The following is a 25,454-nucleotide window of genomic DNA, read 5'->3' on the forward strand; positions in this document are numbered from 1 at the left end:
GATGTTGAAGGTTCGTAAATCCCAGGAGCGCGGTTATGCCGATCATGGCTGGCTGCGTTCCTTCCACAGCTTCTCCTTCGCGGGCTACTACGACCCGGCCTACATGGGCTGGGGCAACCTGCGGGTGATCAACGAGGATCGCGTCGCCGCCGGTGCCGGCTTCGGCACGCACGGCCACCGGGACATGGAGATCATCAGCTACGTGCTATCGGGCGAGCTGGCCCACAAGGACAGCATGGGCAATGTCGAGTCGATCCCGCCCGGCGACGTGCAGCGCATGAGCGCGGGCCGCGGCGTGATGCACAGCGAGTTCAACCACAAGCCCGACGAGACGACGCATTTCCTGCAAATCTGGATCGAGCCCAACGTGCGCGGCATCGCGCCGGGTTACGAGCAGAAGGCCTTTCCCGATGCCGACAAGCGCGGCCGGCTGCGCCTGGTGGCTTCGCCCGACGGCGCCGAGGGCTCGGTGCTGGTGCATGCCGACGCGCGGCTGTACGCCGGCCTGCTCGACGGCGACGAGAAGGCCGGCCTGGCGCTCGACCCGGAGCGCAAGAGCTATGTGCATCTCGTGAAGGGCGAGCTCGAGGTCAACGGCACGAAGCTTGCGACCGGCGATGCCGCGCTGATCGAGCGCGAATCGCAACTCACGCTCGGCGCCGGCAAGAACGCCGAGGTGCTGGTGTTCGACCTCGCGGCCTGAAGGCCGCCACCTTTTCTTTTTTTCATCAACCAGAGGAGTTTCTACCCATGTCCACCACCACTGCATCGACCTTTGCCGCACCGGCCTCCGCCAGCACCGCCCAGGACACGCTGGCCCTGATCGGCCGCGTGCTGATCGCGCTGCTGTTCGTACCCGCCGGCTTCGGCAAGCTCACGGGCTTCGCCGGTGTCGTCGGCTACATCGGCTCGGTCGGGCTGCCGATGCCGCAGGTAGGCGCCGTGGTCGCGATCCTCGTGGAGCTGGGCGTCGGCCTGATGTTCCTCGTGGGCTACAAGACGCGCATCGCTGCCATCGTGCTCGCGCTCTTCACCGTCGCGGCCAGCATCTTCTTCCACAACTACTGGGCCATGCCGGCCGACAAGGCCTTCGTGAACCAGCTGATGTTCTTCAAGAACATCGCGGTGGCGGGCGGCCTGCTGGCCTTCGTCGCCTTCGGCGCCGGCCGCTTCAGCTTCGACAAGCGCTGATCGGCGATCGTCGATCGCCAATAATCCCGCATGACCGACATCGTTGTTGTTTTTCATTCGGGATACGGCCACACGCAGCGCGTCGCGCAGGCGGTGGCCGATGGCGCGGAGGCCCGGCTGCTGCAGATCGACGCCGACGGCAACCTGCCGTCCGAGGGCTGGGATCTGCTGGCCGCGGCCGATGCGATCGTGATGGGCTCGCCCACCTACATGGGCGGCGTGAGCTGGCAGTTCAAGAAGTTCGCCGACGCCTCTTCCAAGGTCTGGTACGTCCAGGGCTGGAAGAACAAGCTCTTCGCCGGCTTCACCAACAGCGCCGGCATGAACGGCGACAAGGACGCCACGCTGACCTACCTGTGGCACTTCGCCAGCCAGCACGGCGGGCTGTGGGTGCCGATCGGCATGAAGCCGAGCAACGACAAGGCGGCGCGGCGCGATTCGATCAACTACGTCGGCGGCTACAACGGGCTGCTGACCACTTCGCCAACGGACGCGAGTCCAGCCGAGATGTCCAAGGGCGACCTGGAGACCGCCATCGCCTTCGGCGAGCACGTGGCCGAGGTGGCAAGATCCCGCGGCCAATCGCCGGCATGATTCACGGAGAACCACGATGACCGAAACACTGCTCCTCCAAGCGCATGACAAGGACCTGGGCGGAGGCTTCAAGGTCCGCCGCTTGCTGCCTGCGGCAAAGCGCCGCTCGGTCGGCCCCTTCGTGTTCTTCGACCATTTCGGCCCGGCCACCGAGACCCCGGGCAACGAGCATGACGTGCGGCCGCATCCGCATATCGGCCTGGCCACCGTCACTTATCTGTTCGAGGGCGCGATGATGCACCGCGACAGCCTGGGCGTGGTGCAGGAGATCCGCCCTGGCGCGATCAACTGGATGACGGCCGGCCGCGGCATCGTGCACTCCGAGCGCAAGCCCGAGCCGCTGCTAGCTGCCACCTACGTCAACCACGGCCTGCAGCTCTGGGCCGCGCTGCCGCAGGCCTTCGAGGAGGTCGAGCCCAGCTTCTCGCACACCGCAGCCGACCAGATCCCGGCCGTCGAAGTGCAGGGCGTCGCGGTGCGGGTGCTGGTGGGCGAGGCCTTCGGCGCAAGCTCGCCGGTCAAGACCTATTCGAAGACCCTCTACCTCGACCTGGCCTTGCCGGCCGGCGCACGCTTCGAGCTGCCCGCGCTGGCCGATGAGATGGCCGTCTACGCGATCGACGGGCCCCTGCGGCTCGACGGCGCGGCGGTCGCGCAGCACCAGATGGCCACGCTGCCGGACGGCCAGGGCGGCGTGCTGGAGGCGGACGATGCGGTGCGCATCGTGATCATCGGCGGCGAGCCGCTCGATGGCCCGCGCTACATCACCTGGAACTTCGTCTCCAGCCGCCGCGAGCGCATCCTGGAAGCCGGCGACGCCTGGGCCGCGCAGAGCATGGGCCAGGTGCCGGGCGAGACCGAGTTCATCCCGCTGCCGGGGCATCCGTTCAGGGTGCAGGGGCAGGAGCCGGATGTAAAGACGACGCCTGTTTGAAGGCTGCGGACGCGGGCGGCAGTGCGATCCCTCAGCGCTTGATCGCCAGGTCCGGATCTTCAGCCGCCCGGGCGCTCGCCTTGTTCGAGCGCGCACTCAAGTCAGGCGCCAGCGTTTCGCGCCCGTCGAACACGAAGCACTCGCCGCGGTAGTGCGCCCCGCCCACCTGCTCGAAGTACTTGAGGATGCCGCCCTCGAGCTGCAGCACGTCGGGCAGGCCTTCCTCGCGCATCAGGATCGCCGCCTTCTCGCAGCGGATGCCGCCGGTGCAGAAGCTCACCACCGTCTTGCCGGCCAATTGCTCGCGGTGCGTCCGCAGCGCCTTCGGGAACTCGGTGAACTTGTGGATGCGCCAGTCGATCGCGCCTTCGAAGCTGCCGTGGTCGACCTCGAAGGCATTGCGCGTGTCGAGCAGCGCGATGGGCTTGCCGGCGTCGTCATGCCCCTGGTCGAGCCAGCGCTTGAGCGTGGGCGCGTCCACGCTGGGGGCGCGGCCGGCGGCGGGCTGGATGGCGGGGTGGTCCATGCGGATGATCTCGCGCTTGAGCTTGACCAGCATGCGCCGGAAAGGCTGGGCCTGGGACCAGCTCATCTTGGCTTCCAGGTCGGCGAAGCGCGCATCGGCGCGCAGGCCGTCGAGGAAGGACTCCACCGCAGCGGCCGTACCGGCAACGAACAGGTTGATGCCCTCCGGTGCCAGCAGGATGGTGCCCTTGAGCGCGAGCGCATGGGTGCGCGCGCGCAGCGCGTCGCGCAAGGCCTCGCCGTCCTCGATGGCGACGAACTTGTAGGCCGCGATATTCAAAATCTCTTGCACGGGGGCGGATTGTAGGGATGACCAACTCACAGGGTGGGAAGGGGGCTTTCTACAATCGGGCCCATGTTCGTTCACCTGCGCCTGCACACCGAGTTCTCCGTCGTCGACGGCACCAATCGCATCGATGAAGTCGTCAAGGCCGCCGCCGCCGACAAGCAGCCCGCGCTGGCGATCACCGACCTCAACAACCTCTTCGGCGGCGTCAAGTTCTACAAGGAAGCGCGCGGCAAGGGCGTCAAGCCGGTGCTGGGCGCGGAGGTCTTCGTCGACGGCCTGGGGACCGAGCCCGGCGTGCTCACGCGCATGCTGCTGCTGGTGCAGAACTTCGAAGGCTACCTGCACCTCTCCGAGCTGCTGGCGCGGGCCTGGACCCAGAACGTGGGCCGCGGGCAGGCGCAGGCGGTCTGCAAGCTGGCCTGGATCGAAGAGCTCCAAGGCGGACTGATCGCGCTGTCGGGCGCGCAGGCCGGCCCGCTGGGCGCACCGCTGCTGCAGGGCCAGGCCGAGCGCGCGGCCGAGGTCGCGCTGCAGCTTGCGGGCCTGTTCCCGCACCGCTTCTACATCGAGCTGCAGCGCGCCGGCCGTCCCGAGGACGAGCCGCACGTGGTGGCCGCAGTGCAACTGGCCGCGCGCCTGAACCTGCCGGTGGTCGCCACGCATCCCGTGCAGTTCGCGACCGCCGAGGACTTCGAGGCGCACGAGGCGCGCGTGTGCATCTCCGAGGGCGAGATCCTCGGCAACGCGCGCCGCGTGCGCCGCTTCACGCCGCAGCAGTACTTCAAGTCCGCAGCCGAGATGGCGCAGCTCTTCGCCGACGTGCCGAGCGCCATCGCCAACACGGTGGAGATCGCCAAGCGCTGCAACCTCACGCTCACGCTGGGCAAGCCGCGGCTGCCCGACTTCCCGACGCCCAACGGCATGCCGATCGAGGAGTACTTCCGCCATGCCTCCTTCGAGGGCCTGGAGGAACGCCTCGCGCACCTGTACCCCGATGCGGCCAAGCGCGATGCCGAGCGGCCTCGCTACGTCGAGCGGCTCGAGTTCGAGATCAACACCATCCTCAAGATGGGCTTCCCGGGCTACTTCCTGATCGTGGGCGACTTCATCAACTGGGCCAAGAAGAACGGCTGCCCGGTGGGCCCGGGCCGGGGCTCGGGCGCCGGCTCGCTGGTGGCCTATGCGCTGAAGATCACCGACCTGGACCCGCTCGAATACAAGCTGCTGTTCGAGCGCTTCCTGAACCCCGAGCGCGTGTCGATGCCCGACTTCGACATCGACTTCTGCCAGGGCAACCGCGATCGCGTGATCGACTACGTGAAGGACAAATACGGCCGCGACGCCGTGAGCCAGATCGCGACCTTCGGCACCATGGCCGCGCGCGCCGCCATCCGCGACGTGGGCCGCGTGCTGGACATGAGCTACACCTTCTGCGACGGCATCAGCAAGCTGATCCCGAACAAGCCGGGCATGTCGGTGACGCTTCAGTATCCGCCGGTGCCGAAGATCGAGGGCGACAAGAACAACTACGCGATCGAGATGGAGCCGCAGCTGGCGGCGCGCATCGAGAAGGAGGAAGAAGTCCGCATGCTGGTCGAGCTGGCGCAGAAGCTCGAAGGCATGACGCGCAACATCGGCATGCACGCCGGCGGCGTGCTGATCGCGCCGGGCAAGCTCACCGATTTCTGCCCGCTCTACCAGCAGCCGGGCAGCGACTCGGCCGTAAGCCAGTACGACAAGGACGACGTGGAGGCCATCGGCCTGGTGAAGTTCGACTTCCTGGGCTTGGCGACGCTGACCATCCTGGAGATCGCCAAGGACTTCATCGTCCAGCGCCACAAGGGCCAGGAGGGCTTCGCCTACGAGAACATCCGGCTCGACGACACGCCCACCTACAAGCTCTTCGCCGAGGGCAAGACCGAGGCCGTGTTCCAGTTCGAATCGCGCGGCATGCAGGGCATGCTGAAGGACGCGCGGCCGACGCGGCTGGAAGACCTGATCGCGCTGAACGCGCTGTACCGTCCGGGCCCGATGGACCTGATCCCCAGCTTCGTCGCGCGCAAGCACGGCCGCGAGCCGGTGGAGTACCCGCATCCACTGGTGGAAGAGATGCTCTCGGAGACCTACGGGATCATGGTCTACCAGGAGCAGGTGATGCAGACCGCGCAGATCCTGGGCGGCTACTCGCTCGGCGGCGCCGACCTGCTGCGCCGCGCGATGGGCAAGAAGAAGGCCGAGGAGATGGCCGAGCACCGGCTGATCTTCCGTGCGGGCGCGGCCAAGAACGGCATCAGCGAGGAGAAGGCCGACGAGATCTTCGACTTGATGGAGAAGTTCGCGGGCTACGGCTTCAACAAGTCGCATGCGGCCGCCTACTCGCTGCTGGCCTATCACACGGGCTGGCTGAAGGTCCACTACACGGCCGAGTTCTTCTGCGCCAACATGACCGTGGAAATGGACGACACCGACAAGCTCAAGGTGTTGTTCGAGGACGCGCAGAAGAACTTCGGCATGACCTTCGAGCCGCCGGACGTGAACCGCGGCAACTACCGCTTCGAGCCGGTGACCGACAAGGTAATCCGCTACGGCCTGGGCGCCGTCAAGGGCACCGGCCAGCTGGCGGTGGAGGCGGTGGTGCGGGCGCGGGAGGTGGAGCCCTTCATGAGCCTGTTCGACTTCTGCGTGCGGGTGGACCGCCAGCGCATCAACAAGCGCACGGTGGAGGCGCTGATCAAGGCCGGCGCCTTCGATGCGCTGCAGCAGAATCGCGCGGCGCTGGTAGCCTCGATCGATCGTGCCTTCGAGTTCGCGAGCGCCACCGAGGCCAACGCGTCGCAGGTCGACATCTTCGGCGACTGCGAGCACGGCTCGGCCACGCAGGAGCCCGAGCTGGTCGACGCCACGCCCTGGGGCGTGAAGGAGCGCTTGACCCTGGAGAAGACGGCCATCGGCTTCTACCTCTCGGGCCACTTGTTCGACGAAGTGGCCCACGAGGTGCGGCGCTTCTGCAAGCGCGAGATCGACGACCTGATCGACAGCCGCGAGCAGCAGGTGATCGCCGGCATCGTGAGCGACATGCGCGTGATCAACGGCCAGCGCGGCCGGCTGGCGATCTTCAAGCTGGACGACAAGTCCGCCTCCATCGAGGCCACCGCCGACGAGGCGTTGATCAACAACAACCGCAACACGCTGAAGGACGACGAGCTGGTGATCGTCAGCGGGCGCCTGCAGCCCGGCCGCGGCGGCTTCGAGGCGCGCTTCCAGGTGCAGCAGGTGTGGGACTTGGCCACCGCGCGCTGTCGCTTCGGCAAGTTCCTGCGCGTGGCGGTCAACGGCAAGGCGCCGGACATCGCGCGGCTGGTGCGCGAGTTCCCGCCGCGCACCGAGCAGAGCGAGCACGGCGAGCTGCTGCAAGGGCTGGCGGTGCGCCTGTCGATGGCGCGCGGTGGGGCGCAGGTGGAGCTGCAGCTGGGCGAGCGAGCGAAGTTCTTCCCGACCGATGCGGCGCTGGCCAGCTGGATGGCGCAGGCGGAGGCGGGGAAGGCCTCGGTGGTGTACGAGTAGCGGCGCTGCCGGAGCGCGTGCAGGGCTGCCTCAGCCGCGCTTCGGACGCAGCGTGACGATCAGGCGCGGCGGCACGGTGCCGTCGACGTCGCGCGGCAGCTTCTCAGTCTTCTGCAGCGCGCGCAGCGCTGCCTCGTCCCAGTTCGGCAGGCCGCTGGTCTTGACCAGCGTCGGCGTGCCGACGATGGTGCCGTCGGGCGCCAGCCGGACGTCGAACTCGGCGCCGGGGTTGCCGCTGACCAGCTCCGCCTCGGGGAACACCACATTGGGCCGCACGGCGGCGGCGACCTTGCCGCCGTAGCTGCCTGAGGGCCCCGACGAGCGTGCGGCGTTGCCCTCGCCGCCCGTGCCGGCCATGGCCTGCATGCGCTTGAGCGTGGCCGCGCGGTCAGCCGACGCCTGAGCGGCGGCCTTGGCTTCGGCCTCTTTCTTCTTGGCGGCCTCGGCTTCCTGCTTCTTCTTGGCCTCGGCCAGCTTCTGCTGCTGTTCCTTCTTGCGCTCGGCCTCGTCCTCGGTGCGCTCGCGCTCCTTGGCTTCCTGTTCCTTCTTTTCCTGCACGGCCTTGCGGGCGGCTTCGAGCTTCTTTTGCTGCTGCAGCTTGGCCACTTCCTCTTCGCGCTCGCGTTCCTTCTGCTCGCCGAGCTTCTTCTCGCGTTCCAGGGGCGATGTCGGGCGCCTGGGTGGCGGCGGCGCGGAGTTCAGGCGGCCGCGCGACCTGGGGCGGCGGCGGAGGAGGTGAGGCGGCGGCGGTGCCGGCGCAAGGGCGGGTGCGGGCGGCGGCGGTGTGGGCGCGACGCGCGCGGCGCCGCTGCTGGATGGTCGAGGACCACAGCTCGGCCTCGACCGCGTCGTTCTCGGCCTCGCGCCGCCAGCTCACGCCCCATGTCAGCGCAATGATCAGCAGCGCATGGGCGATCAGCGCCAGCAGGACTGCACGGAAGGTGCCGCGCTGCGGCGGCGGCGCGAACTCGGGACGGTCGGCGGCCAGCGACATGGCTTACTTGGCGCCCGTGGTCTGCACGGACAGGCCGACGCGCTCGATGCCGCTGGCCTTGAGCTGGTTCATGGCCTTGACAACGGTCTCGTACTTGACCGACTTGTCGGCGCTGATGACCACGGGGCGCTGCGCATCGCCGCTCTGCGCGGTGCGCGCGGCGCTGCCGATCTGGGTCATGGGGATGGAGAGGGCGCCGGTGCCGGTCGACGCGTCTTTCTTGATCTGGACCTCGTCGTCGCTCTTGATCACGATCTCGACCGGCCGGTCGGGCTGCTTGTTGGCGCGGTCCACCGTGGGCAGGTTGATCACGCTGGGCGTGATCAGCGGCGCCGTGACCATGAAGATGATCAGCAGCACCAGCATCACGTCGATGAACGGGACCATGTTGATCTCGTTGATCGTTCGGCGGCCGCGGCCGCGGGAGGACATGGCGGGCATGGTGCTTTCTCCGGCTTTCAGCGCACCGTGGCCGGGCCCATCTGCGATGGGTTGACAACGTGGGCCGTCAGGTTGCGCTGCAGGATGTTCGAGAACTCCTCGATGAAGGTCTCGAGGCCGATGGCGATCTTGTCGATCTCGCGGGCGAAGCGGTTATAGGCGACCACGGCGGGGATGGCGGCGAACAGGCCGATCGCGGTGGCGACCAGCGCCTCGGCGATGCCGGGCGCCACGGTCGCAAGCGTCACCTGCGCCAGCGCCGCCAGGCCGGTGAAGGCATGCATGATCCCCCAGACCGTGCCGAACAGGCCGACGTAGGGAGAGACCGAGCCGACGGTGGCGAGGAATGAGAGGTTCTGCTCCACCGCGTCGAGCTCGCGCTGGAAGCTCGCGCGCATCGCGCGGCGCGCGCCGTCGAGCAGGGTGACGGCGTCGGACACATGGCGCTCGCGCAGCTTTTGGTACTCACGCATGCCGGAGGCAAAGATGCGCTCCATGGGGCCGGCGAACTTGGCGTGCTGGGCGGCTGACGAGAACAGTTCGTTCAGGCTGGTGCCCGACCAGAACTCGCGCTCGAAGTCTTCATTGAGCGAGCGCGTGCGCTTGAGCGAGAAGTACTTGCGGAAGATGGCGGCCCAGCTGGCGATCGAAACCACGATCAGCAGGAGCACGACGAGCTGCACCGGAAGGCTTGCATGCAGCAGGAGGGAAAGGATCGAGAGTTCTTGATTCATGACTTCTGGGGTTGAGACATGGAGCCCGCATGGCGCGCAAGGGTTCCCGAAACCTGCGCCGGGATGCGCGCGGGCCGCAGCGTGTCGGCGTGGACCCAGCCGATGCGGATGCTGCCTTCGCAGAGCACCGGGGCATCGGCCGTCGGATCGGCAGTGGGGGCGTGGGCTGGCCGGGCCAGCACGCGCTGGCCGATTATCAGGGACGCCGTGCCGATCTGGCGCAGCTCGGCGGTCACCAGCAGCTCGTCGTCGAGGCGGGCGGGCCGGTGGTACTTGAGCTGGGTTTCGCTGACGACGAAGATGCCACCGGTTTCCTCGCGCAGCCGGCGCTGCGCAATGCCCAGCGAGCGCAGCCACTCGGTGCGGGCGCGCTCCATGTACTTGAGGTAGTTTGCGTAGAACACGATGCCGCCGGCATCGGTGTCCTCCCAATAGACGCGGATCGGAAAGGCAAAGCTCATGCGGGAACGGCGGCACCCGCCCAGGCCCGCAGGCGCTCCACCGACTCCTGCAGGTGCGCCATCGAACTGGCGGTCGAGAAGCGGACGAAGCGGGCGGTCTCGGCCGAGCCGAAGTCGCGGCCGGGCGTGATGGCAACATGGGCCTTCCTCATCGCCTCGAAGGCGAAGTCCCAGCTGTTGGCGATGCCCAGCTTTTCGCCGAAGGCCGAGCAGTCTGCCCACGCGTAAAAGGCGCCGTCGGGCACCACCGGCACTTTGAAGCCCAGCGCCTCGAGTTGCGGAATGAACCAGTCGCGCCGGGCCTTGAACTCAGTGCGGCGGCGCTCGTACTCGGCGATGCTCTCAGGCTCGAAGCAGGCCAGGGCCGCGTGCTGCGAGACCGTGCTCGCGCAGATGAAGAGGTTCTGCGCCAGCCGCTCGACCGCCGGCACCAGCGCCTCGGGCACCACCAGCCAGCCCAGGCGCCAGCCGGTCATGCTGAAGTACTTGCTGAAGCTGTTGATGCTGATGATCTGGTCGTCGATGCCCAGCGCGCTCTGGCCGAAGGTCTCGTCGTAAGACAGCCCCAGGTAGATCTCGTCGATCAGCGTGATGCCGCCGCGCCGCGTCACCACCTCGTGGATGCGGCGCAGCTCGCCCGGCTCGATCGAGGTGCCGGTGGGGTTGGAGGGCGAGGCCAGCAGCACGCCGCGCGTGCGCTCGGTCCAGGCGGCCTCGACCTTGGCGGCGCTGAGCTGGAAGCGCTCCTCGGCCGTGGTCGGGATCAGCACCGCGCGGCCGTCGGCGGCGCTCACGAAGTGGCGGTTGCAGGGGTAGCTGGGGTCCGGCAGCAGGATCTCGTCGCCGGCCTCGATCAGCGCCAGGCAGGCCAGCTGCAGCGCGGCCGAGGCGCCGGCCGTGACCACGATGCGGCGGGCAGGGACGTCGACGTTGAAGCGCTCGCGGTACCAGCCGCTGATGCGCTCGCGCAGCACCTCGAGGCCGGTCGCGTGCGTGTACTGGGTGGCGCCGGCGCGCACGGCGCGCAGGGCCGCTTCCTGCACCGGCAGCGGTGCGGTGAAGTCGGGCTCGCCGATGTTGAGGAAGATCATCGGCCGGTCGGTGTGCGCGACCTCGCGTGCGACGGCCGAGGCCGCCTTGGCGACCTCCATCACGTAGAAGGGCTCGATGCGCTCGGCGCGCTTCGAAATTCTCATGGCCTGGCCTTGCCGCTGGCGCGATCGGCTTCCACCTCGGCGGGGCGCAACTGCGGCGCGAGGCCGTTGAGCACCGCGTTCACGTACTTGTGGCCGTCAGTGCCGCCGAACTCCTTGGCCAGCTCGATGCATTCGTTGAGCACCACGCGCCAGGGCACGTCGAGGCAGTGCTGAAATTCGTACACGCCGATCCACATCACGGCGTGCTCGATGGGGGAGATCTCCTCGAGCTTGCGGTCGAGCAGGGGCACGATCAGCGCATCGAGCTCCTGCGCGGCGGCGATGGCGCCGTGCAGCAGGGCGTCGTAGTGGGCCGCGTCGGCCTTGTGGAAGCCGGCCAGGTCGCGGGTGAACTGGTCGATGGAGACGGCGTCGTTGCGCCCCACGAGATGCTGGTAGAGCGCCTGGAGCGCGAACTCGCGCGCGCGGCTGCGCGTGGATTTGGCGGAGGCCTTGCGTGCGCCCGTGCTGGTGAGCCCGGTGCGCGACTGGCGCGGCCGCTCGCCGCTGGTCTTGGTGTCGTCGGTCATGAAGAAGTGGATCAGGGCCTGGTGGCAGACCCGAGAAGGCGCGCCATCTCGACCGCGACGCGCGCCGCGTCGCGGCCCTTGTCGGTCTGGCGTGCGAGCGCCTGGTCGAGGTTCTCGGTGGTGAGGATGGCGTTGGCGACCGGAATGCGGTGGTCGAGCGCGACGCGGCTCACGCCGGCGCCGGATTCGTTGGCCACCAGCTCGAAGTGGTAGGTCTCGCCGCGGATGATGCAGCCCAGCGCGATGAGCGCGTGGTAGCGTTTGCGCTCGGCCATCGCCTGCAGCGCGATGGGCACCTCGAGGGCGCCCGGCACGCTCATCCGGTCGATGTCGTCGGCCACCACGCCGAGCTGTTCTAGCTCGCCGAGGCAGGCTTTGGCCAGCGCGTCGGTGATGTCCTCGTTGAAGCGCGCCTGCACGATGCCGATGCGCAGGCCCTTGCCGTCGAGCGCGGCGGCGCTGCCCTTGTTCGCGTCCTGCATCAGTGTTCCTGCCTTCCCGGGTGGTTGTTCATTTCTCGTCCTTCGTGAGGTAGCCGGCGATCTCCAGGCCGTAGCCTGCCGCCATGCTGGGCATGCGGCGCGGCGTGCCCAGCAGGTTCATCCGGTGCACACCGCATTCGCGCAGGATCTGCGCGCCGATGCCGTAGCTGCGCAGATCCATGCGGCCGCGCTCCGGCGCTTGCGCGGGCCGCGCGGTGCCGTCGAACTGCGACAGCAGCTCGGCGCCGGTCTCGCCGCAGTTGAGGAACACCGCCACGCCCTTGCCCTGGGCCGCGATGTGGGCCAGGCTGGCATCGACGCTCCAGGAGTGCAGCGAGCGGTTGACCTCGAGCGCGTCCAGCACCGAAAGCGGCTCGTGCACGCGCACGTCCACCGTGTCGCCGCCGTTCCACTTGCCGCGCACCAGCGCCAGGTGCACGCCGTGGCTGGGCTTGTCGCGGAAGGCGTGGGCGGTGAACCAGCCCCAGGCGGTCTGGATCTCGCGGCAGCCGACCTTTTCGACCAGCGTTTCGGTGCGGCTGCGGTGCTCGATCAGCGCGGCGATGGTGCCGATCTTGATGCCGTGCTCGGTTGCGAAGAGCTGCAGGTCGGGCAGGCGGGCCATGGTGCCGTCCTCGTTCATGACCTCGCAGATCACGGAGGCCGGCGAGCAGCCGGCCATGGCGGCGAGGTCGCCGCCGGCCTCGGTATGGCCGGCGCGCATCAGCACGCCGCCGTCGACCGCCTGCAGCGGGAAGATATGGCCGGGCTGCACCAGGTCGGCAGCCACGGCATTGGGCGCGACGGCGGCCTGCACGGTGCGTGCGCGGTCGGCGGCCGAGATGCCGGTGGTCACGCCCTCGGCCGCCTCGATCGAGACGGTGAAGGCGGTCGAATGCTTGGCGCCGTTGCGCGCCACCATGGGCGGCAGCTGCAGCCGCTCGCACATCTCGCGCGAGAGGGTGAGACAGATCAGGCCGCGGGCATGGCGGGCCATGAAGTTGATGGCCTCGGGCGTGATGTGGTCGGCCGCGATGACGATGTCGCCTTCGTTCTCGCGGTCTTCCTCGTCGACCAGGATGACCATGCGGCCGGCGCGCAGCTCGGCCACGATGTCCTCGACCGGGGAGATCGGCGCGGGCGTCAGGCTGCTGCGCGGGGCGCCGATGGGCGTGACGGTGGCGTTCATGGGGTGGTGTCCTTGGGGGTGGAGGGCAGGGCGCCGGCCTGGAGCATGCGCTCCACGTAGCGCGCGACCGTGTCGATCTCGAGGTTGACGCGGCTGCCGGCCTCAGGCTGCCGAGGGGCGGTGTTCTCGACGGTGTGGGGGATGAGGTTGATGCTGATCTCGCTGCCTTCGGGGCCGTCGCTCACGCTGTTGACGGTGAGGCTCACGCCGTTGACGGTGATCGAGCCCTTGTAGGCGAGGAAGCGGGCCAGGGCCTGGGGCGCCAGCACCCGGAGTTCCCAGCTCTCGCCCACCGGGGCGAAGCGGCTGACGGTGCCGATGCCGTCCACGTGGCCGGAGACGATGTGGCCGCCCAGGCGGTCGCTGGCGCGCAGGGCTTTTTCGAGGTTGACGCGGGCGCCGGGCTCGGCGAGGCCGGCCGTCTTGTCCAGCGATTCGGCCGAGATGTCGATGGTGAAGAGCTGGTGCGCGGGATCGAGGGTGGTGACGGTCATGCAGGCGCCGTTGAGCGCGATGCTGTCGCCGAGGCCCACGTCGTCCAGGTAGCCGGCGGGCGCCGCGATGCCGAGCCGTTTGCCGTGGGATGAAGAGCTGCCGAGGTCGTGGACGGCGGCGATGCGCCCCACGCCGGTGATGATTCCGGTGAACATCGCGGCATTTTCGCAGAGATGCGAAGCCGCCCCGGCGGGGCGGGCTAGAAGCGGTCCCGGCCGGCGATGCGGGCGATGATCCGGATGTCCGGGCCGAGGGCTTCGAAGGACTTGAATTCCAGGGCCAGGGCCTGGTCCAGCCGGGTCAGGGCACCGTCTGCGTGGGGCTGATTCGCGATGCCCAGGCCCTCGCCGATGAGCTTGGGGGCGAGGTAGAGCAGCAGTTCGTCGACCAGCCCCTCGCGCAGCAGGGAGCCGTTGAGCTTGTGGCCGGCCTCGACATGGAGCTCGTTGACCTCGCGCACGCCGAGGTCGCGCAGCACGGCAGCGAGATCCACTTTGCCGTGGGGATTGGGGAGGTAGCGAACCGTGGCGCCCCGGGCTTCCAGGGCGGCTTGCGCGGCCGCATCCGGGGCTGCGGCGTAGATCCAGACCGGCCGGGCGGGCTCGAAGATGCGCGCGGCAGGAGGCGTCTGCAACTGGCTGTCGACCACCACCAGAGGCGGCTGGCGCGGCGTTTCGGCCAGCCGCACATCCAGCCGCGGATCGTCCTCGAGCACGGTGCCGACGCCTGTGAGCACGGCGCCGGCGCGCGCGCGCCAGGCATGGCCGTCGGCGCGCGCGGCTTCGGAGGTGATCCATTGGCTGGTGCCGTCGGGCAGGGCGGTCTTGCCGTCGAGCGAGGCGGCGACCTTGAGGCGGACCCAGGGGGTCTTGCGGATCATGCGGCTGAAGAAGCCGAGGTTGAGTTCGCGGGCTTCCTCGGCGCCGGGGCCGATTTCGACATCGATTCCGGCCGCGCGCAGGCGCTCGAAGCCCTGGCCCGCCACCAGCGGATTGGGATCGGCCAGCGAGGCCACGACTTTTCGAACCCCGGCCGCCGCCAGCGCATCGCAACAGGGGCCCGTGCGGCCGTGGTGGGAGCAGGGTTCCAGCGTTACGAAGGCCGTGGCGCCGGTCACCGAAAGGCCCCTGGCCCGCGCATCCCGCAGCGCCATCACCTCGGCATGCGGGCCGCCCACGGCCTGCGTGGCGCCGCGGCCGATCACGCCGCCCCGCTCGTCGAGGAGAACGCAGCCGACGCGTGGGTTCGGTGCGGTGTCGAGGCTGGCTTGTCGAGCCAGCTCGATGGCTTCGGCCATGGCCGTGGGTTGAAGGCTCATGCTTTCTTTCGATCAATGCCTCGGATTCTCTCCAAGAGAAAAACAGTTCGCGACATTTCCTGGATGAGTGGTCAATCTGCGCCGTTTGTCGGGCGGCGGATGTGGGTCATGCCTGTGTCCAATTCACCAGGAGTTTTGGTGGTCCGTCAACAGGAAGTCCGGCTCGTCATGAAGCGATTGTTCTACTCGTCAAAGCCAATGCCAGGCGCACCCCGGCGCAGGGAGGGCGGTTTCACCCTGGTGGAATCGATGGTCGTGATTGCGATCTCCGCCATTCTCGTGGGGCTCGCCGCACCGTCGATGCGCAAGCTGATTGAGCGCAACGGCGTCAACGAGAGCCTCGATAGCCTGACGAGCAGCCTCGCCTTTGCGCGAGCCGAGGCAATCAAGCGGGGCTTCCCCGTCATCGTGTGCCGGAGCACCGGAGCCGAGACCAACACGCCAACGTGCAGTTCGAACCTCGCGTGGAACACCGGCTGGCTGGTGTTCGCGGACTTCGACAGCGACGGCGGCTTCGATTCGAGCAAGGATGATGTCCTGCTGCGCGTGCAGGGCAGCCTCGAGAAAAACGGCACGCTCCAGCAAACCAGCGCCAGCTACCAAAGCCTCCTGTTTCGGCCGACTGGAACACTCAGATTTGCAACCAGCTTCGCCCTGACCTCCCCCTCCGACCCTTCTTCGGCGGCGCGTGTCGTCTGCATAAGCGTTGGAGGGAGGGGGCGCGTCGCTTCTGGCGAGTGTGGATCATGATCACGCTGAGAACGCGCTCCCATGCGGGTCGCATGCATCAAGACGGAAGTTCGCTGCTCGAAGTGCTCATCGCCATCCTGATCATGTCCTTCGGCCTGCTGGCGCTCGGTGGTCTCGCCGCCGCGGCGCAACAGTACGTGAAGATGGCCCAGTTCCAGTCCGTCGGAATGGCACTGGCCTCCGATCTCGGGGAGCGCATGCGTGGCAATGTCGCAGGCTTTCAAAGCGATGGCTATGTACGGGCCTCGGCCTATTCCACGGCGACAGTCACGGCACCGTCCTGCGCTATCGACACGGCTTGCACCGTCGCCGAGATGGCGGCGAAGGACATGGCGGAGTGGGTCAAAGACCTTCAGCAGCGCCTGCCAGGCGGAGATGCCTATGTCCGGCGCGACACCAAGAACACCCTGGCGACCGACATCTGGATTCTCTGGATCGATCCCAGCACCTCCGAACTTTCCGTAGCCGCCAACACCGGTGTCGCCGAGCCCGCCAAGCTGATTGGTTATGTGCGCGGAGAGCGGTTCGAAGAGCAAAACACCTACCGCAAGAGGATCTCGGTACTGGGCGATATCATCAATTCCACTCCTGTGCTGGTGAAAGACCTCGCAGACAGTCAGTACGACTTCCTCCCATCCACCACGGCTGGGCAGAGCAGCTATCTGCGCTATTTGAAGAGCAAGAAGTTCCGCACGCCTCAACTCTTCGTGGGTGCCAATGACGGAATGCTGCATGCGTTCAATGCAGAAAGTGGCGCTGAAAGCTTTGCCTTCGTGCCTCGGAGCGTGCTGGGGCAGCTCAAGGACTTGGCGATTCCCGCCTATGACCACAAGTATTTTGTCGACGGCCCCTTGACCGAGGTCGATGTCTACGACAACACCGCCAGCAAATGGCGAAACCTGGTCGTCGGCACCGGGGGGGCGGGCGCGAAGAACCTGTTTGCGATCAATGTGCCCGTTCCGTCCATGCCAACGAGTGGCAATCCGACAGCGCTGACTGCCCAGCAATCGGCGCCCGGCGCAGCCGACATCTTGTGGGAAATCAACAGTAACAATCCGGACTACAGCGAGCTGGGGCATGTGCTGCAGGCGCCGGAGGCCGGCATCATGCAAGACGGCACCTCGGTCATCATCACCGGCAATGGCTTTGGCAGCGCCAGCGGACGTTCCCGGTTGTATGTGATAGATGCGCGGACAGGCGCGCGCATCAAGGTCTTGAGCCCAGCTTTCAGCAGCTCCTCCGCTGGCCTCGGTGGCGTGAAGCTGGTACGCGACGCCAACAAGCGCGTTGTGGCCGCCTATGCGGGTGATCTCTTGGGCTTTATCTGGAAGTTTGATTTTTCGTCCGCCAATCGTTCTGAATGGGGAGTGGCTTTTTCCAACACCCCGTTCTTCGGTGCGTCGAACAGCGCGAATAAGCCAGAGCCGATCACGGCCGCGCCCACCGTGCTGCCCCATCCGCTCGGCGGCGTCATGGTCCTCGCAGGAACGGGCAAGCTGTTCGAGAGCGATGACGCGTCCAGCACGGGCGAGCAAAGTCTTTATGGCATCTGGGACAAGCCAACGCTGAGTGGTGATGTAACAACCGCCGCCCTGGTGACGCAGACCATCACCCCTTTGACGATCAGTGACAGGACTGGCGACTACTACGCCATCAGCAGCAACAGCGTGGACTACGGCACCGGCGACACCGCCAAGAAGCGCGGCTGGAAGATCCGACTGACTATCGCCCCCGGCCAGCGGCAGATCGACGCGCCGCAGATCGAATCGGGTCGTGTGCTCTTCGGCACCATGGTGCCCGGCGGCACGGCCACCGGTTGCGCTGCGATGCAGCCCCAGGGTTATACCTTCGTGCTCGATCCCTTCACGGGTGCGCCCAGCCAGGACGGCCCGACTTTCGATACCAACAATGACGGGTTGTTCACGGCTGCGGACAACGCCAATGCCGCCGTGACGCATTTCTCATCGATCGGGCAGCGCCGGATTGTGCGGGTTCCCGGAAGTTCCGAGGTCCGGCTTGAAGGGCCGGGAACACCCGGAAGTCCTCTGGGCGAGGATTCCACCAAGAAGGTCAAGCTGGGAGGAACGCCAATCAAGCGCCAGTGGCGGCAGATCGCCACGCCTCCTCCGTATTGAGCTGGCAATGACAATGATTAACCAAACACGCCGGCGCCAACGCGGCTTTACCCTCATCGAGGTGATGATCGTGGTCGCGATCGTCGCCATCCTGTCGGCGATTGCCTATCCGAGCTATCTTGAATCCGTGCGCAAGTCGAAGCGCGCCGAGGCGCGCGCACAGCTCATGGAAGCGGCGCAGTACATGCAGCGCTTCTATTCGCAGAACGACAGTTTCATATCAAGCGTGCGATCGGGGCGACCGCAGACATGAATCTGCCGGGCACGCTGGCAACGGTGCCACGAGAAGGTGCGCAGAACTACACGATTGGCTTCGTCGCCGGCACGCGGGCTGACAGTTCTTTCAGTCTCGAGGCCGTGCCGACGGGGTCGATGCAGGGAGATCGCTGCGGCACACTGCAACTCGACAACAAAGGGGTCCGGGGTATCGTGAACGCCAAGACCGGCTTGGTGCCCAGTGACTGCTGGCGCTGATCAAATATCCCGCAGCAACTGCCTGAACTCGTCCACGTCCTCGAAGCTGCGATAAACCGAAGCAAAGCGCACGTAAGCCACCTTGTCCATGCGCTTGAGCTCGCGCATGACGAGCTCGCCGACCTTGGTCGATTCGATCTCTCGCAGCCCGCTGGACAGCAGCTTCTGCTCGATGCGCAGCAGCGCATGGTCGATCTGCTCGATGCTCACCGGCCGCTTGCGCAGCGCCAGCATCATCGAGGCGCGGACCTTCTTGGCGTCGAAGTCGGCACGGCTGCCGTCCTTCTTGACCACCACCGGGAAGTTGACGTCTGGCCGCTCGTAGGTGGTAAAGCGCTTTTCGCAGGTGCCGCATTGGCGGCGGCGCCGCACGAAGTCGGCATCCTCCGACACGCGGGTCTCGACGACCTGCGTTTCGAGATGACCGCAGAAAGGGCACTTCATGCGGACGCCATGCGGGTGATCAGCGGTAGACCGGGAAGCGGCTGGTCAGCGCGTGCACCTTGGTGCGCACCGCCTCGATGGTGGTGGCATCTCGCGGGTTGTCCAGCACATCGGCGATCAGGTTCGCGGTGAGGCGCGCCTCCTCGTCCTTGAAGCCGCGCGTGGTCAAGGCAGGCGTGCCGATGCGCACGCCGCTGGTCACCATTGGCTTCTCGGGGTCGTTGGGGATGGCGTTCTTGTTGATGGTCATGTGGGCGCTGCCCAGCACCGCCTCGGCTTCCTTGCCGGTGATGCCCTTGGCGCGCAGGTCGACCAGCATCACATGGCTTTCCGTGCGGCCGCTGACGATGCGCAGGCCCCGCGCACTCAGCGTCTCGGCGACGATCTGCGCGTTCTTCACGACCTGCTGCTGGTAGGTCTTGAATTCCGGCGACAGCGCTTCCTTGAAGGCCACGGCCTTGGCCGCGATCACGTGCATGAGCGGCCCGCCCTGCAGCCCGGGGAAGATCGCGCTGTTGATGACCTTCTCGTGCTGCGACTTCATCAGGATGATGCCGCCGCGCGGGCCGCGCAGGCTCTTGTGGGTGGTGGAGGTCACCACGTCCGCGTGCGGCACGGGGTTGGGGTACACGCCCGCGGCGACCAGGCCGGCGTAGTGGGCGATGTCGACCATGAAGATCGCGCCGACGTCCTTGGCCACCTTGGCGAAGCGCTCGAAATCGATGCGCAGCGAGTAGGCCGAGGCGCCGGCGATGATCAGCTTGGGCATGGCGTCGTGTGCCTTGCGCTCCATCGCGTCGTAGTCGATCTCTTCCTTGTCGTTCAGGCCGTAGCTCACGACGTTGAACCACTTGCCGCTCATGTTGAGCGGCATGCCGTGGGTCAGGTGGCCGCCTTCGGCCAGGCTCATGCCCATGATGGTGTCGCCGGGCTTCAAGAAAGCCAGCATCACCGCCTCGTTCGCCGAGGCGCCGCAATGGGCCTGCACGTTGGCCGCATCGGCGCCGAAGAGCTGCTTGACGCGGTCGATGGCCAACTGCTCGGCGACATCGACATGCTCGCAGCCGCCGTAGTACCGCTTGCCGGGATAGCCCTCGGCGTATTTGTTGGTGAGTTGCGAGCCTTGCGCAGCCATGACGGCCGGGGAGGCGTAGTTTTCGCTCGCGATGAGCTCGATGTGCTGTTCCTGCCGAGTGTGCTCGGCTTGAATGGCGGCCCAAATTTCGGGGTCGGCTTGTTCGACCAGGATGTTCCGGTTGTACATGGCAGTCCTTTGAGAACGATGGTCCTTGTTCTTCAACCAAACAAGGGCTGCCCAGGCGAACGGCTGAACGCCTGCTTGGCACCGCAGGCGGCACGCTTCCCAGTGGTCATCCACGTCAGCGCCAGCACCTGAAGAGGGCTGCGCCTATCGCCAGTCGCGCGCCGTGGGAGTGTAGCCGACGGCTTCGGCCGCCGCCGCAAAAAAGCCTAGAGCTCCGATGCCAGCGCCACGTTCTGCGCTGGTGCCTTCCGGCTTGGCGGGCGCCACCACCGGCAGAGGGCTGCGCACGCATGCCGGGTGGCGTGGGGGTGGGGGCGGTGGAGGGCGGCGCACGGCCGGCGATCACCTGCTGCAGGCGCGCATGCTCTGCCATCACCTTGCCCCATAGCCGCCGTCGTCCGGCAGGTTGGCCACGCCCGTAGTACGCAGGCCGCCTTCCAGCGAGCCCGCCCGAGCGATGCATTCCTGCAGCACCTTGACGCCGACCCGCATGTTGGTCACCGGGTCGAAGGCGGTGAGGGTGCCGCCCGCGCTTTCGTACTTCTCGCCATGCACCCGGGTCATCACCTGCATCAGGCCCTGGGCGCCGACCTGGCTCTGGGCGAAGGGGTTGAAGCTGGACTCGACCGCCACGATGGCCAGGATCAGCGTCGGGTCGAGCTTGGAGCGCTTGCCGAGCTCGAAGGCCTCGGACACCAGGACGCTCAACGGCTCGACCGCCACGCGGTACTTCTTGCTCAGCCAGTAGGCAACCGCGGCCTGCGGCTTCGGCAGTTCATGCGGGCTGGCGGCCGTGGTTCGGTCGATGGCCGTGGGCTCGAGGTCGATGGTGGGTTCGGCCGGGGGCTTGCGCGCCTGCAGCCAGCCCATGAGCTGTTCTTCGCCCGACTGGCGCAGGTCCGGCCGCGCGGCCAGCGCCAGCACGGCGAACACCGTGGCGAGCCCGAGCAGGGCAAAGCCGTTGTGGGTCACTTCGAAAAAGCCTTCGGCCACGTCGGACGTGAAAGTCCGCAGCCCTCGGGCTGTGGCAGCAAACGCCTGTTTCATCGCTCTTCCTCCTTCTGTGCGGCACCTGGGTCGCAGCGCCGGAAGGCGGTGGTCGAAGGCGGCGGCGCTTGTGGATTGGTACGAATCAGGTACCGCGCGAGAGGGGTTAGAGCGCGGCCGCCTGATTAAGCCGAAAGAATTCGGCGGCGGGTGTAGGACAGAACCCGGCCGGCAATGGGCGTTCGGGTAGGGCGGATTTTAGGAGGCGCTTAATACCCGGTCAAGCATAAGGAACTGACAAATTATGCTATTTGTGAGCTTTGGAAAGGGCGTGCATCGCTCTGCGCTGGCCCATTGAAAAGCTTATTTTGCAATCTCGTGACAGCAGGCCTACCCTGAGGTTGCCTGAGGTTTCAGGCGTTTAACCGAGGTCCGGTAACCGGGAGAGATCCATCGAACGGTTCAGAGGCCGAGGCCCCATGGTGGCAATCTCTTGCTGCCAGCATGACTGGAACAATCCAACTTCCGGTCGAGCGAAAAGATGGCATGGGCGTGGCGCCCGCCATCGAGCCCGGAGGCCAGACATCAAGTCAGGCAGCCGGGCTTTCTAGTTTCTGGGAAGCTCCATCGGTTTGGGGCAAACTCGCCCTCCGATGAATGCTGCTTCGCTGAAACAAAACAAGTGGGTGCGGCGGGCGGTGCTGGCCTTGCTGGTGTTGCTCGCGCTCTGGGCGCTCGCCTGGCTCGCCGTCCCGCCGATCGCCAAAAGCCAGATCCAGAAGATCGCGAGCGAAAAACTCGGTCGCCAGGTCACGGTCGGCAAGATCGACTTCAAGCCCTGGACGCTGGAGCTCACGCTCGACGACCTGCGCATCGCGACCGCCGACGGCAGCCGCCCGCAACTATCCGTCGGGCGCATCTATGCCGACGCCGAACTGCAGTCGATCGTGCGGCTGGCGCCCGTGATCGACGCCATCAGCGTCGATGCCCCCGCCATTCTGTTGACCCACCAGGCGGACGGCAAATACGACATCGACGACATCCTGGCCAAGCTCGCCAGCGCCCCCGAGACGCCCAAGAGCGAGCCGCCGCGCTTCGCGATCTACAACATCGCCATCACCAACGGGTCGGTCGACTTCGACGACCAGGCCGTCAAGCGCAAGCACGAGCTGCGCAACTTCGTGCTCAAGGTGCCGTTCCTGAGCAACCTCCCTTCGCAGCGGACGATCAAGACCGAGCCCAAGCTGGCTTTCGTGCTCAACGGCAGCGCCTTCGATTCGGCGGCCGCGAGCACGCCCTTCGCCGACGACCGCAAGACCGACGCCCAGATCAGCTTCAAGGACCTGGACCTGGTGCACTACCTGGGCTACATCCCCGGCGGCCTGCCGGTCGCCCTGCAGGCCGGCAAACTCGACGCGGACCTGAAGATCGATTTCGTCCAGACAGCCACCGCCGGTCTCAAGATCACCGGAACGGTGGCGGCGCACAGTATCCAGCTTGCCGACTCGAAGGCGCGCGATCTGCTTCGCTTCGACTCGCTCAAAGTGGCGCTGGCCGATGTGCGCCCGCTGGAGCGTGTGCTGCACCTGAGCGAGGTGGCACTGGCAGCGCCGCAGCTGGTGGTGGCGCGCGACGCGGCCGGCCGGCTCAACCTGCTGCCCGCCGCACCGGGCGGTGGCGCAGCCGAGAAGGCGCCGCCGCCCGATGCTCCGCCGAACGGCGAGGCCGGCGCCAAGCCCGCAGCGGCCGCGGCGCCTGGCTGGCGCGTGCAGGTAGACAAGCTGGCCCTGTCCGGCGGCGAGATCGGATGGCGCGACCAGAGCATCCAGCCGGCGGCGGCGGTCGACATGAAGCAGCTCCAGATCGACGCCAGCGCCATCGCCTGGCCGATGGAGAAGCCGGCCGTCTTCAGCGGTTCCACCGCCGTGGGCGGCGCCGCACTCAAGTTCGGCGGCGAGGCGACCGACAAGGTCGCCAAGGTGCAGGCCGAGGTCGAGGCCCTGCCGCTGTCGCTAGCAGCGCCGTACCTGGCGCAGAGCCTGGAGCCCACGCTCGACGGCAAGCTCAGCGGCCAGATCGACGTCGCCTGGAATCAGCCCGACCTGAAGTTCAAGGCCAAGCGGGTCGCGGTCGACGGGCTGGCGCTGACGCAGGCGAAGACCGCGCTGGCCAGCGTGGGGCGCTTCGAGCTGGCCGATGCCGAAGTCGACATGACGAAGCACACGCTGAGCATCGCCTCGTTCAGCGCCAACAGCCCCAAGGTGCTTGTCGAGCGGGACAACGAGAAGCGCTGGATGTTCGAGCGCTGGCTCAAGGCACCGCCGGGCGGCAGCCAGGCCGCGGCCACGGAGGCCAAGGCCGCCGCGCCCAAGAATCCGAAGGTGCCTGCCGCCGATGCCAACACCAAACCCTGGGAGCTGTCCATCGGCACCGTGGCGGTCGACAACGGTGCGCTGTCCTATTCCGACAAGGCGGGGGCGACGCCGGTGGCCTTCGAAATCAGTGCCCTGAAGGTCAACGCCCAGAAAATCGCGCCCAACACTGCCACCGCCTCGCCGCTGCAGCTGTCGGGGCGCATCGCCGCCGGCCGTGCGGAAGCGGGGCGCTTCGACTACAAGGGCACGGTGGCGCTCAAGCCGGTGGCGGCCGAGGGCCGGCTGGAAGTGGCCTCCGTCCCGGCGCACGCCTTCAAGGCCTACTACGCTGACGCGCTCAATATCGACATCCGGCGCGCCTTTGCCAGCTATCGCGGTACGGTCAAGTACAGCGCCACGCCAGCCGGCATGAGCGTGAAACTGGCGGGCGACACGGCGCTGGAAGACTTCCGCGCCAACAGCGCGACGCTGACCCAATCGCCCGGCCAGGCCAATCGCAGCAACCAGCTGCTGAGCTGGAAGACCCTGAACCTGCGCGGGCTGCAGGTCAATCTGGTGCCCCAGGCGCCGCTGGCGGTGGACGTGCGCGAAACCACGCTGACCGACTTCTTCGCGCGCGTGATCATCGACCCGACGGGCCGCCTCAATCTGCAGGATCTCACCAAGAAGCCCGGAGAGCCGGCGCCAGCGCCCGCCGGCGAGGCCAGCACGCGGCGCAGCCTCGGCGGCACCACCACGACCACGACCGCCAAGAAACAGGCGGCGCCTTCCGGCGGCGCCCCGGTGTCCGCGGAGGCGATGGTCGGCGGTGCGCCCCCGCCTGCTGCCGCCGCCCCCGCGGCGACGGCGAAGGCGCCGGCGACCGAGAGCGGCGGTCCCGCGCCGGTCATCAACTTCGGCCCCATGAACCTGGTCAACGGGCGCATCGACTTCAGCGACCTGTTCGTCAAGCCCAACTACTCGGCCGACCTCAGCGAGCTGACCGGCAAGCTCAGCGCCTTCTCGTCCAAGCCGCAGGGCGACAGGCCGGCGCTGGCCGACCTCGAACTGCGCGGCAAGGCCCAGCAGACGGCCGCGCTGGAGATCACCGGCAAGCTCAACCCGCTGGCCAAGCCGCTGGAGCTCGACATCACCGCCAAGATGCGCGAGCTGGATCTGCCCCCGCTCTCGCCGTACTCGGTGCGCTACGCCGGCCACGGCATCGAGCGCGGCAAGCTCAGCATGGAGGTGAGCTACAAGATCACGCCGGATGGCCAGCTCACCGCCACCAACAAGCTGGTGCTGAACCAGCTGCAGTTCGGCGAGGAAGTGCAGGGCGCGCCCAACAGCCTGCCGGTGCGCCTCGCCGTCGCTCTGCTGGCCGACCGCAACGGCGTGATCGACATCGACTTCCCGATCAGCGGCTCCCTCAACGACCCGCAGTTCAGCATCGGCCCCTTGATCCTGAAGGCGATCGTCAACCTGATCGCCAAGGCTGCGACCGCGCCTTTCGCGCTGCTGACGGGCGGCCTCGGCGGCGGCAGCGGGGATTCGAGCACCATCACCTTCGCGCCCGGCAGCGCTGCGCTGTCCACCGAGGCGAAACAGGGCCTGGACAAGGTCGCGAAGGCGCTCACCGACCGGCCCGCGCTGCGCATGACGGTGGTGGGCACCTCCAGCATTGAGCAGGAGCGTGAGGCCTACCAGCGGCAGCGCGTGCGCGACCTCGCTCAGTCCGAGAAGCGCCGCGCGGCGGTGCGCAGCAACCAGAATGCGGCCGACGTGACGCCGGTTACCGACGCCGAATACCCCGATCTGCTGGCCGCGGTGTACAAACGCTCCGACCTCAAGACCAAACCCCGCAACATGGTCGGCCTGGCCAAGGACGTCCCGGTCAAGGAAATGGAAGACTTGCTGATGGCCAGCATCCCGGTCGACGAGGAGTCGATGCGCCAGCTGGCCGTCGAGCGCGGCGCCGCCGTGCGCGACTACCTGCTGGCGCAGAAGCTGCCCAGCGAGCGGCTGTTCCTCGGCGCGGTACGCACCAAGGGTGGAGACGCCAACTGGAAACCCGGCGCGGAGCTGAATCTGGCCACCCGCTGACCCCAC

Annotated in this window: 22 protein-coding genes, 2 pseudogenes and 1 riboswitch; of the genes and pseudogenes, 10 read left to right on the forward strand and 14 right to left on the reverse strand. The window is 67.3% G+C overall.

Going from position 1 to position 25,454, the window contains the following annotated elements; translation table 11 throughout:
* Position 1 precedes the first annotated feature (1 nt).
* Genes GXN78_RS26130 through GXN78_RS26145 form a run of 4 tightly spaced genes read left to right on the forward strand, consistent with a single transcriptional unit; the run spans position 2 to position 2,719 of the window.
* On the forward strand, positions 2-703 hold the full coding sequence (locus tag GXN78_RS26130) for a pirin family protein (protein WP_106558776.1): 702 nt from the start codon (positions 2-4) through the stop codon (positions 701-703).
* Between the two features lie 47 nt (positions 704-750).
* Positions 751-1,191: a DoxX family protein gene (locus GXN78_RS26135; RefSeq protein ID WP_106558775.1), complete on the forward strand. Its 441-nt coding sequence runs from the start codon at positions 751-753 to the stop codon at positions 1,189-1,191.
* Positions 1,192-1,221: 30 nt separating this feature from the next.
* A complete protein-coding gene (locus GXN78_RS26140; RefSeq protein WP_106558774.1) occupies positions 1,222-1,785 on the forward strand; it encodes a flavodoxin family protein in 564 nt (187 codons plus the stop codon).
* A 16-nt stretch (positions 1,786-1,801) separates the two neighbouring features.
* The gene (locus tag GXN78_RS26145) at positions 1,802-2,719 is read left to right on the forward strand and encodes a pirin family protein (protein ID WP_106558773.1); all 918 of its coding nucleotides are present in this window, start codon (positions 1,802-1,804) and stop codon (positions 2,717-2,719) included.
* A 31-nt stretch (positions 2,720-2,750) separates the two neighbouring features.
* Here GXN78_RS26145 and GXN78_RS26150 read toward each other — a convergent pair whose 3' ends face one another.
* Complete coding sequence (locus GXN78_RS26150) at positions 2,751-3,536, reverse strand: sulfurtransferase (RefSeq protein ID WP_106558772.1); 786 nt, start codon at positions 3,534-3,536, stop codon at positions 2,751-2,753.
* Between the two features lie 63 nt (positions 3,537-3,599).
* On the opposite strand from GXN78_RS26150, the gene dnaE reads away from it, so the two are divergent.
* Positions 3,600-7,097, forward strand: coding sequence for a DNA polymerase III subunit alpha (gene dnaE / locus GXN78_RS26155; protein WP_164255769.1), 3,498 nt, complete (start codon positions 3,600-3,602; stop codon positions 7,095-7,097).
* Between the two features lie 30 nt (positions 7,098-7,127).
* On the opposite strand, the gene tolA is transcribed toward dnaE, so the two are convergent.
* The 10 genes from tolA to ribD form a co-directional block, all read right to left on the reverse strand.
* The gene (gene tolA, locus GXN78_RS42255; RefSeq protein ID WP_343231032.1) at positions 7,128-7,703 is read right to left on the reverse strand and encodes a cell envelope integrity protein TolA; all 576 of its coding nucleotides are present in this window, start codon (positions 7,701-7,703) and stop codon (positions 7,128-7,130) included.
* Positions 7,704-8,094: 391 nt separating this feature from the next.
* The gene (locus tag GXN78_RS26165; protein ID WP_106558769.1) at positions 8,095-8,532 is read right to left on the reverse strand and encodes a biopolymer transporter ExbD; all 438 of its coding nucleotides are present in this window, start codon (positions 8,530-8,532) and stop codon (positions 8,095-8,097) included.
* A 17-nt stretch (positions 8,533-8,549) separates the two neighbouring features.
* A complete protein-coding gene (tolQ, locus tag GXN78_RS26170) occupies positions 8,550-9,266 on the reverse strand; it encodes a protein TolQ (protein WP_106558768.1) in 717 nt (238 codons plus the stop codon).
* Entirely contained in the window at positions 9,263-9,727 is a 465-nt protein-coding gene (locus GXN78_RS26175; protein ID WP_106558767.1) for a YbgC/FadM family acyl-CoA thioesterase, read from the reverse strand. Before GXN78_RS26175 ends, tolQ begins: the two co-directional genes overlap by 4 nt.
* Positions 9,724-10,923: a pyridoxal phosphate-dependent aminotransferase gene (locus GXN78_RS26180; protein ID WP_106558766.1), complete on the reverse strand. Its 1,200-nt coding sequence runs from the start codon at positions 10,921-10,923 to the stop codon at positions 9,724-9,726. The genes GXN78_RS26175 and GXN78_RS26180 overlap by 4 nt, the downstream gene beginning before the upstream one ends.
* On the reverse strand, positions 10,920-11,453 hold the full coding sequence (gene nusB, locus GXN78_RS26185; RefSeq protein ID WP_106558765.1) for a transcription antitermination factor NusB: 534 nt from the start codon (positions 11,451-11,453) through the stop codon (positions 10,920-10,922). The genes GXN78_RS26180 and nusB overlap by 4 nt, the downstream gene beginning before the upstream one ends.
* 11 nt (positions 11,454-11,464) lie before the next feature.
* Complete coding sequence (gene ribH, locus GXN78_RS26190) at positions 11,465-11,935, reverse strand: 6,7-dimethyl-8-ribityllumazine synthase (RefSeq protein WP_106558764.1); 471 nt, start codon at positions 11,933-11,935, stop codon at positions 11,465-11,467.
* Between the two features lie 28 nt (positions 11,936-11,963).
* Positions 11,964-13,124 (reverse strand): bifunctional 3,4-dihydroxy-2-butanone-4-phosphate synthase/GTP cyclohydrolase II, encoded by a 1,161-nt coding sequence (ribBA, locus tag GXN78_RS26195; RefSeq protein WP_106558763.1) that lies wholly within the window; start codon positions 13,122-13,124, stop codon positions 11,964-11,966.
* Positions 13,121-13,774 carry a riboflavin synthase gene (locus GXN78_RS26200; RefSeq protein ID WP_164255771.1) on the reverse strand — a complete coding sequence of 218 codons (654 nt, stop codon included), beginning with the start codon at positions 13,772-13,774 and terminating at the stop codon, positions 13,121-13,123. Before GXN78_RS26200 ends, ribBA begins: the two co-directional genes overlap by 4 nt.
* Positions 13,775-13,818: 44 nt before the next feature.
* Positions 13,819-14,937 carry a bifunctional diaminohydroxyphosphoribosylaminopyrimidine deaminase/5-amino-6-(5-phosphoribosylamino)uracil reductase RibD gene (gene ribD, locus GXN78_RS26205; protein ID WP_106558761.1) on the reverse strand — a complete coding sequence of 373 codons (1,119 nt, stop codon included), beginning with the start codon at positions 14,935-14,937 and terminating at the stop codon, positions 13,819-13,821.
* 168 nt (positions 14,938-15,105) lie between these two features.
* Between ribD and GXN78_RS26210 the strand changes: the two genes are divergently transcribed.
* From GXN78_RS26210 to GXN78_RS26220, 4 genes and pseudogenes are all read left to right on the forward strand, one after another.
* The gene (locus tag GXN78_RS26210) at positions 15,106-15,687 is read left to right on the forward strand and encodes a GspH/FimT family pseudopilin (protein ID WP_164255773.1); all 582 of its coding nucleotides are present in this window, start codon (positions 15,106-15,108) and stop codon (positions 15,685-15,687) included.
* Positions 15,684-17,822, forward strand: coding sequence for a type IV pilus modification protein PilV (gene pilV, locus GXN78_RS26215; protein ID WP_106558759.1), 2,139 nt, complete (start codon positions 15,684-15,686; stop codon positions 17,820-17,822). Before GXN78_RS26210 ends, pilV begins: the two co-directional genes overlap by 4 nt.
* Before the next feature lie 64 nt (positions 17,823-17,886).
* A pseudogene (locus GXN78_RS42260) lies at positions 17,887-17,988 on the forward strand (prepilin-type cleavage/methylation domain-containing protein); the annotation flags it as partial.
* The gene (locus GXN78_RS26220; RefSeq protein ID WP_275407614.1) at positions 17,946-18,296 is read left to right on the forward strand and encodes a type IV pilin protein; all 351 of its coding nucleotides are present in this window, start codon (positions 17,946-17,948) and stop codon (positions 18,294-18,296) included. The pseudogene GXN78_RS42260 and the gene GXN78_RS26220, both read left to right, overlap by 43 nt.
* Here the strand turns inward: GXN78_RS26220 and nrdR are convergent, their stop codons facing one another.
* The 3 genes and pseudogenes from nrdR to GXN78_RS26235 form a co-directional block, all read right to left on the reverse strand.
* On the reverse strand, positions 18,297-18,740 hold the full coding sequence (gene nrdR, locus GXN78_RS26225; RefSeq protein ID WP_106558758.1) for a transcriptional regulator NrdR: 444 nt from the start codon (positions 18,738-18,740) through the stop codon (positions 18,297-18,299).
* Between the two features lie 19 nt (positions 18,741-18,759).
* Positions 18,760-20,004: a serine hydroxymethyltransferase gene (gene glyA, locus GXN78_RS26230; protein WP_106558757.1), complete on the reverse strand. Its 1,245-nt coding sequence runs from the start codon at positions 20,002-20,004 to the stop codon at positions 18,760-18,762.
* Between the two features lie 42 nt (positions 20,005-20,046).
* A riboswitch (ZMP/ZTP riboswitch) is annotated at positions 20,047-20,172 on the reverse strand.
* Positions 20,149-21,051: pseudogene (locus GXN78_RS26235) on the reverse strand (transglycosylase SLT domain-containing protein). It overlaps the preceding riboswitch by 24 nt.
* A gap of 593 nt (positions 21,052-21,644) precedes the next feature.
* Here GXN78_RS26235 and GXN78_RS26240 point away from each other — a divergent pair.
* Positions 21,645-25,448: a DUF748 domain-containing protein gene (locus GXN78_RS26240; RefSeq protein ID WP_106558755.1), complete on the forward strand. Its 3,804-nt coding sequence runs from the start codon at positions 21,645-21,647 to the stop codon at positions 25,446-25,448.
* Positions 25,449-25,454: the final 6 nt, after the last annotated feature.

It is taken from the genome of Variovorax sp. WS11 (genome assembly GCF_010499245.1).
GTDB lineage: Bacteria > Pseudomonadota > Gammaproteobacteria > Burkholderiales > Burkholderiaceae_C > Variovorax.

Bases quoted from the DNA above. Each gene is read 5' to 3' on its own strand.
- GXN78_RS26175 (WP_106558767.1), bottom strand. From the start codon at position 9,727: ATGAGCTTTGCCTTTCCGATCCGCGTCTATTGGGAGGACACCGATGCC.
- GXN78_RS26130 (WP_106558776.1), top strand. From the start codon at position 2: ATGTTGAAGGTTCGTAAATCCCAGGAGCGCGGTTATGCCGATCATGGC.
- glyA (WP_106558757.1), bottom strand. From the start codon at position 20,004: ATGTACAACCGGAACATCCTGGTCGAACAAGCCGACCCCGAAATTTGG.
- nrdR (WP_106558758.1), bottom strand. From the start codon at position 18,740: ATGAAGTGCCCTTTCTGCGGTCATCTCGAAACGCAGGTCGTCGAGACC.
- GXN78_RS26135 (WP_106558775.1), top strand. From the start codon at position 751: ATGTCCACCACCACTGCATCGACCTTTGCCGCACCGGCCTCCGCCAGC.
- GXN78_RS26165 (WP_106558769.1), bottom strand. From the start codon at position 8,532: ATGCCCGCCATGTCCTCCCGCGGCCGCGGCCGCCGAACGATCAACGAG.
- tolQ (WP_106558768.1), bottom strand. From the start codon at position 9,266: ATGAATCAAGAACTCTCGATCCTTTCCCTCCTGCTGCATGCAAGCCTT.
- GXN78_RS26145 (WP_106558773.1), top strand. From the start codon at position 1,802: ATGACCGAAACACTGCTCCTCCAAGCGCATGACAAGGACCTGGGCGGA.
- GXN78_RS26210 (WP_164255773.1), top strand. From the start codon at position 15,106: ATGAAGCGATTGTTCTACTCGTCAAAGCCAATGCCAGGCGCACCCCGG.
- nusB (WP_106558765.1), bottom strand. From the start codon at position 11,453: ATGACCGACGACACCAAGACCAGCGGCGAGCGGCCGCGCCAGTCGCGC.
- GXN78_RS26180 (WP_106558766.1), bottom strand. From the start codon at position 10,923: ATGAGAATTTCGAAGCGCGCCGAGCGCATCGAGCCCTTCTACGTGATG.
- GXN78_RS26140 (WP_106558774.1), top strand. From the start codon at position 1,222: ATGACCGACATCGTTGTTGTTTTTCATTCGGGATACGGCCACACGCAG.
- GXN78_RS26240 (WP_106558755.1), top strand. From the start codon at position 21,645: ATGAATGCTGCTTCGCTGAAACAAAACAAGTGGGTGCGGCGGGCGGTG.
- ribBA (WP_106558763.1), bottom strand. From the start codon at position 13,124: ATGAACGCCACCGTCACGCCCATCGGCGCCCCGCGCAGCAGCCTGACG.
- dnaE (WP_164255769.1), top strand. From the start codon at position 3,600: ATGTTCGTTCACCTGCGCCTGCACACCGAGTTCTCCGTCGTCGACGGC.
- ribH (WP_106558764.1), bottom strand. From the start codon at position 11,935: ATGCAGGACGCGAACAAGGGCAGCGCCGCCGCGCTCGACGGCAAGGGC.
- ribD (WP_106558761.1), bottom strand. From the start codon at position 14,937: ATGAGCCTTCAACCCACGGCCATGGCCGAAGCCATCGAGCTGGCTCGA.
- GXN78_RS26200 (WP_164255771.1), bottom strand. From the start codon at position 13,774: ATGTTCACCGGAATCATCACCGGCGTGGGGCGCATCGCCGCCGTCCAC.
- pilV (WP_106558759.1), top strand. From the start codon at position 15,684: ATGATCACGCTGAGAACGCGCTCCCATGCGGGTCGCATGCATCAAGAC.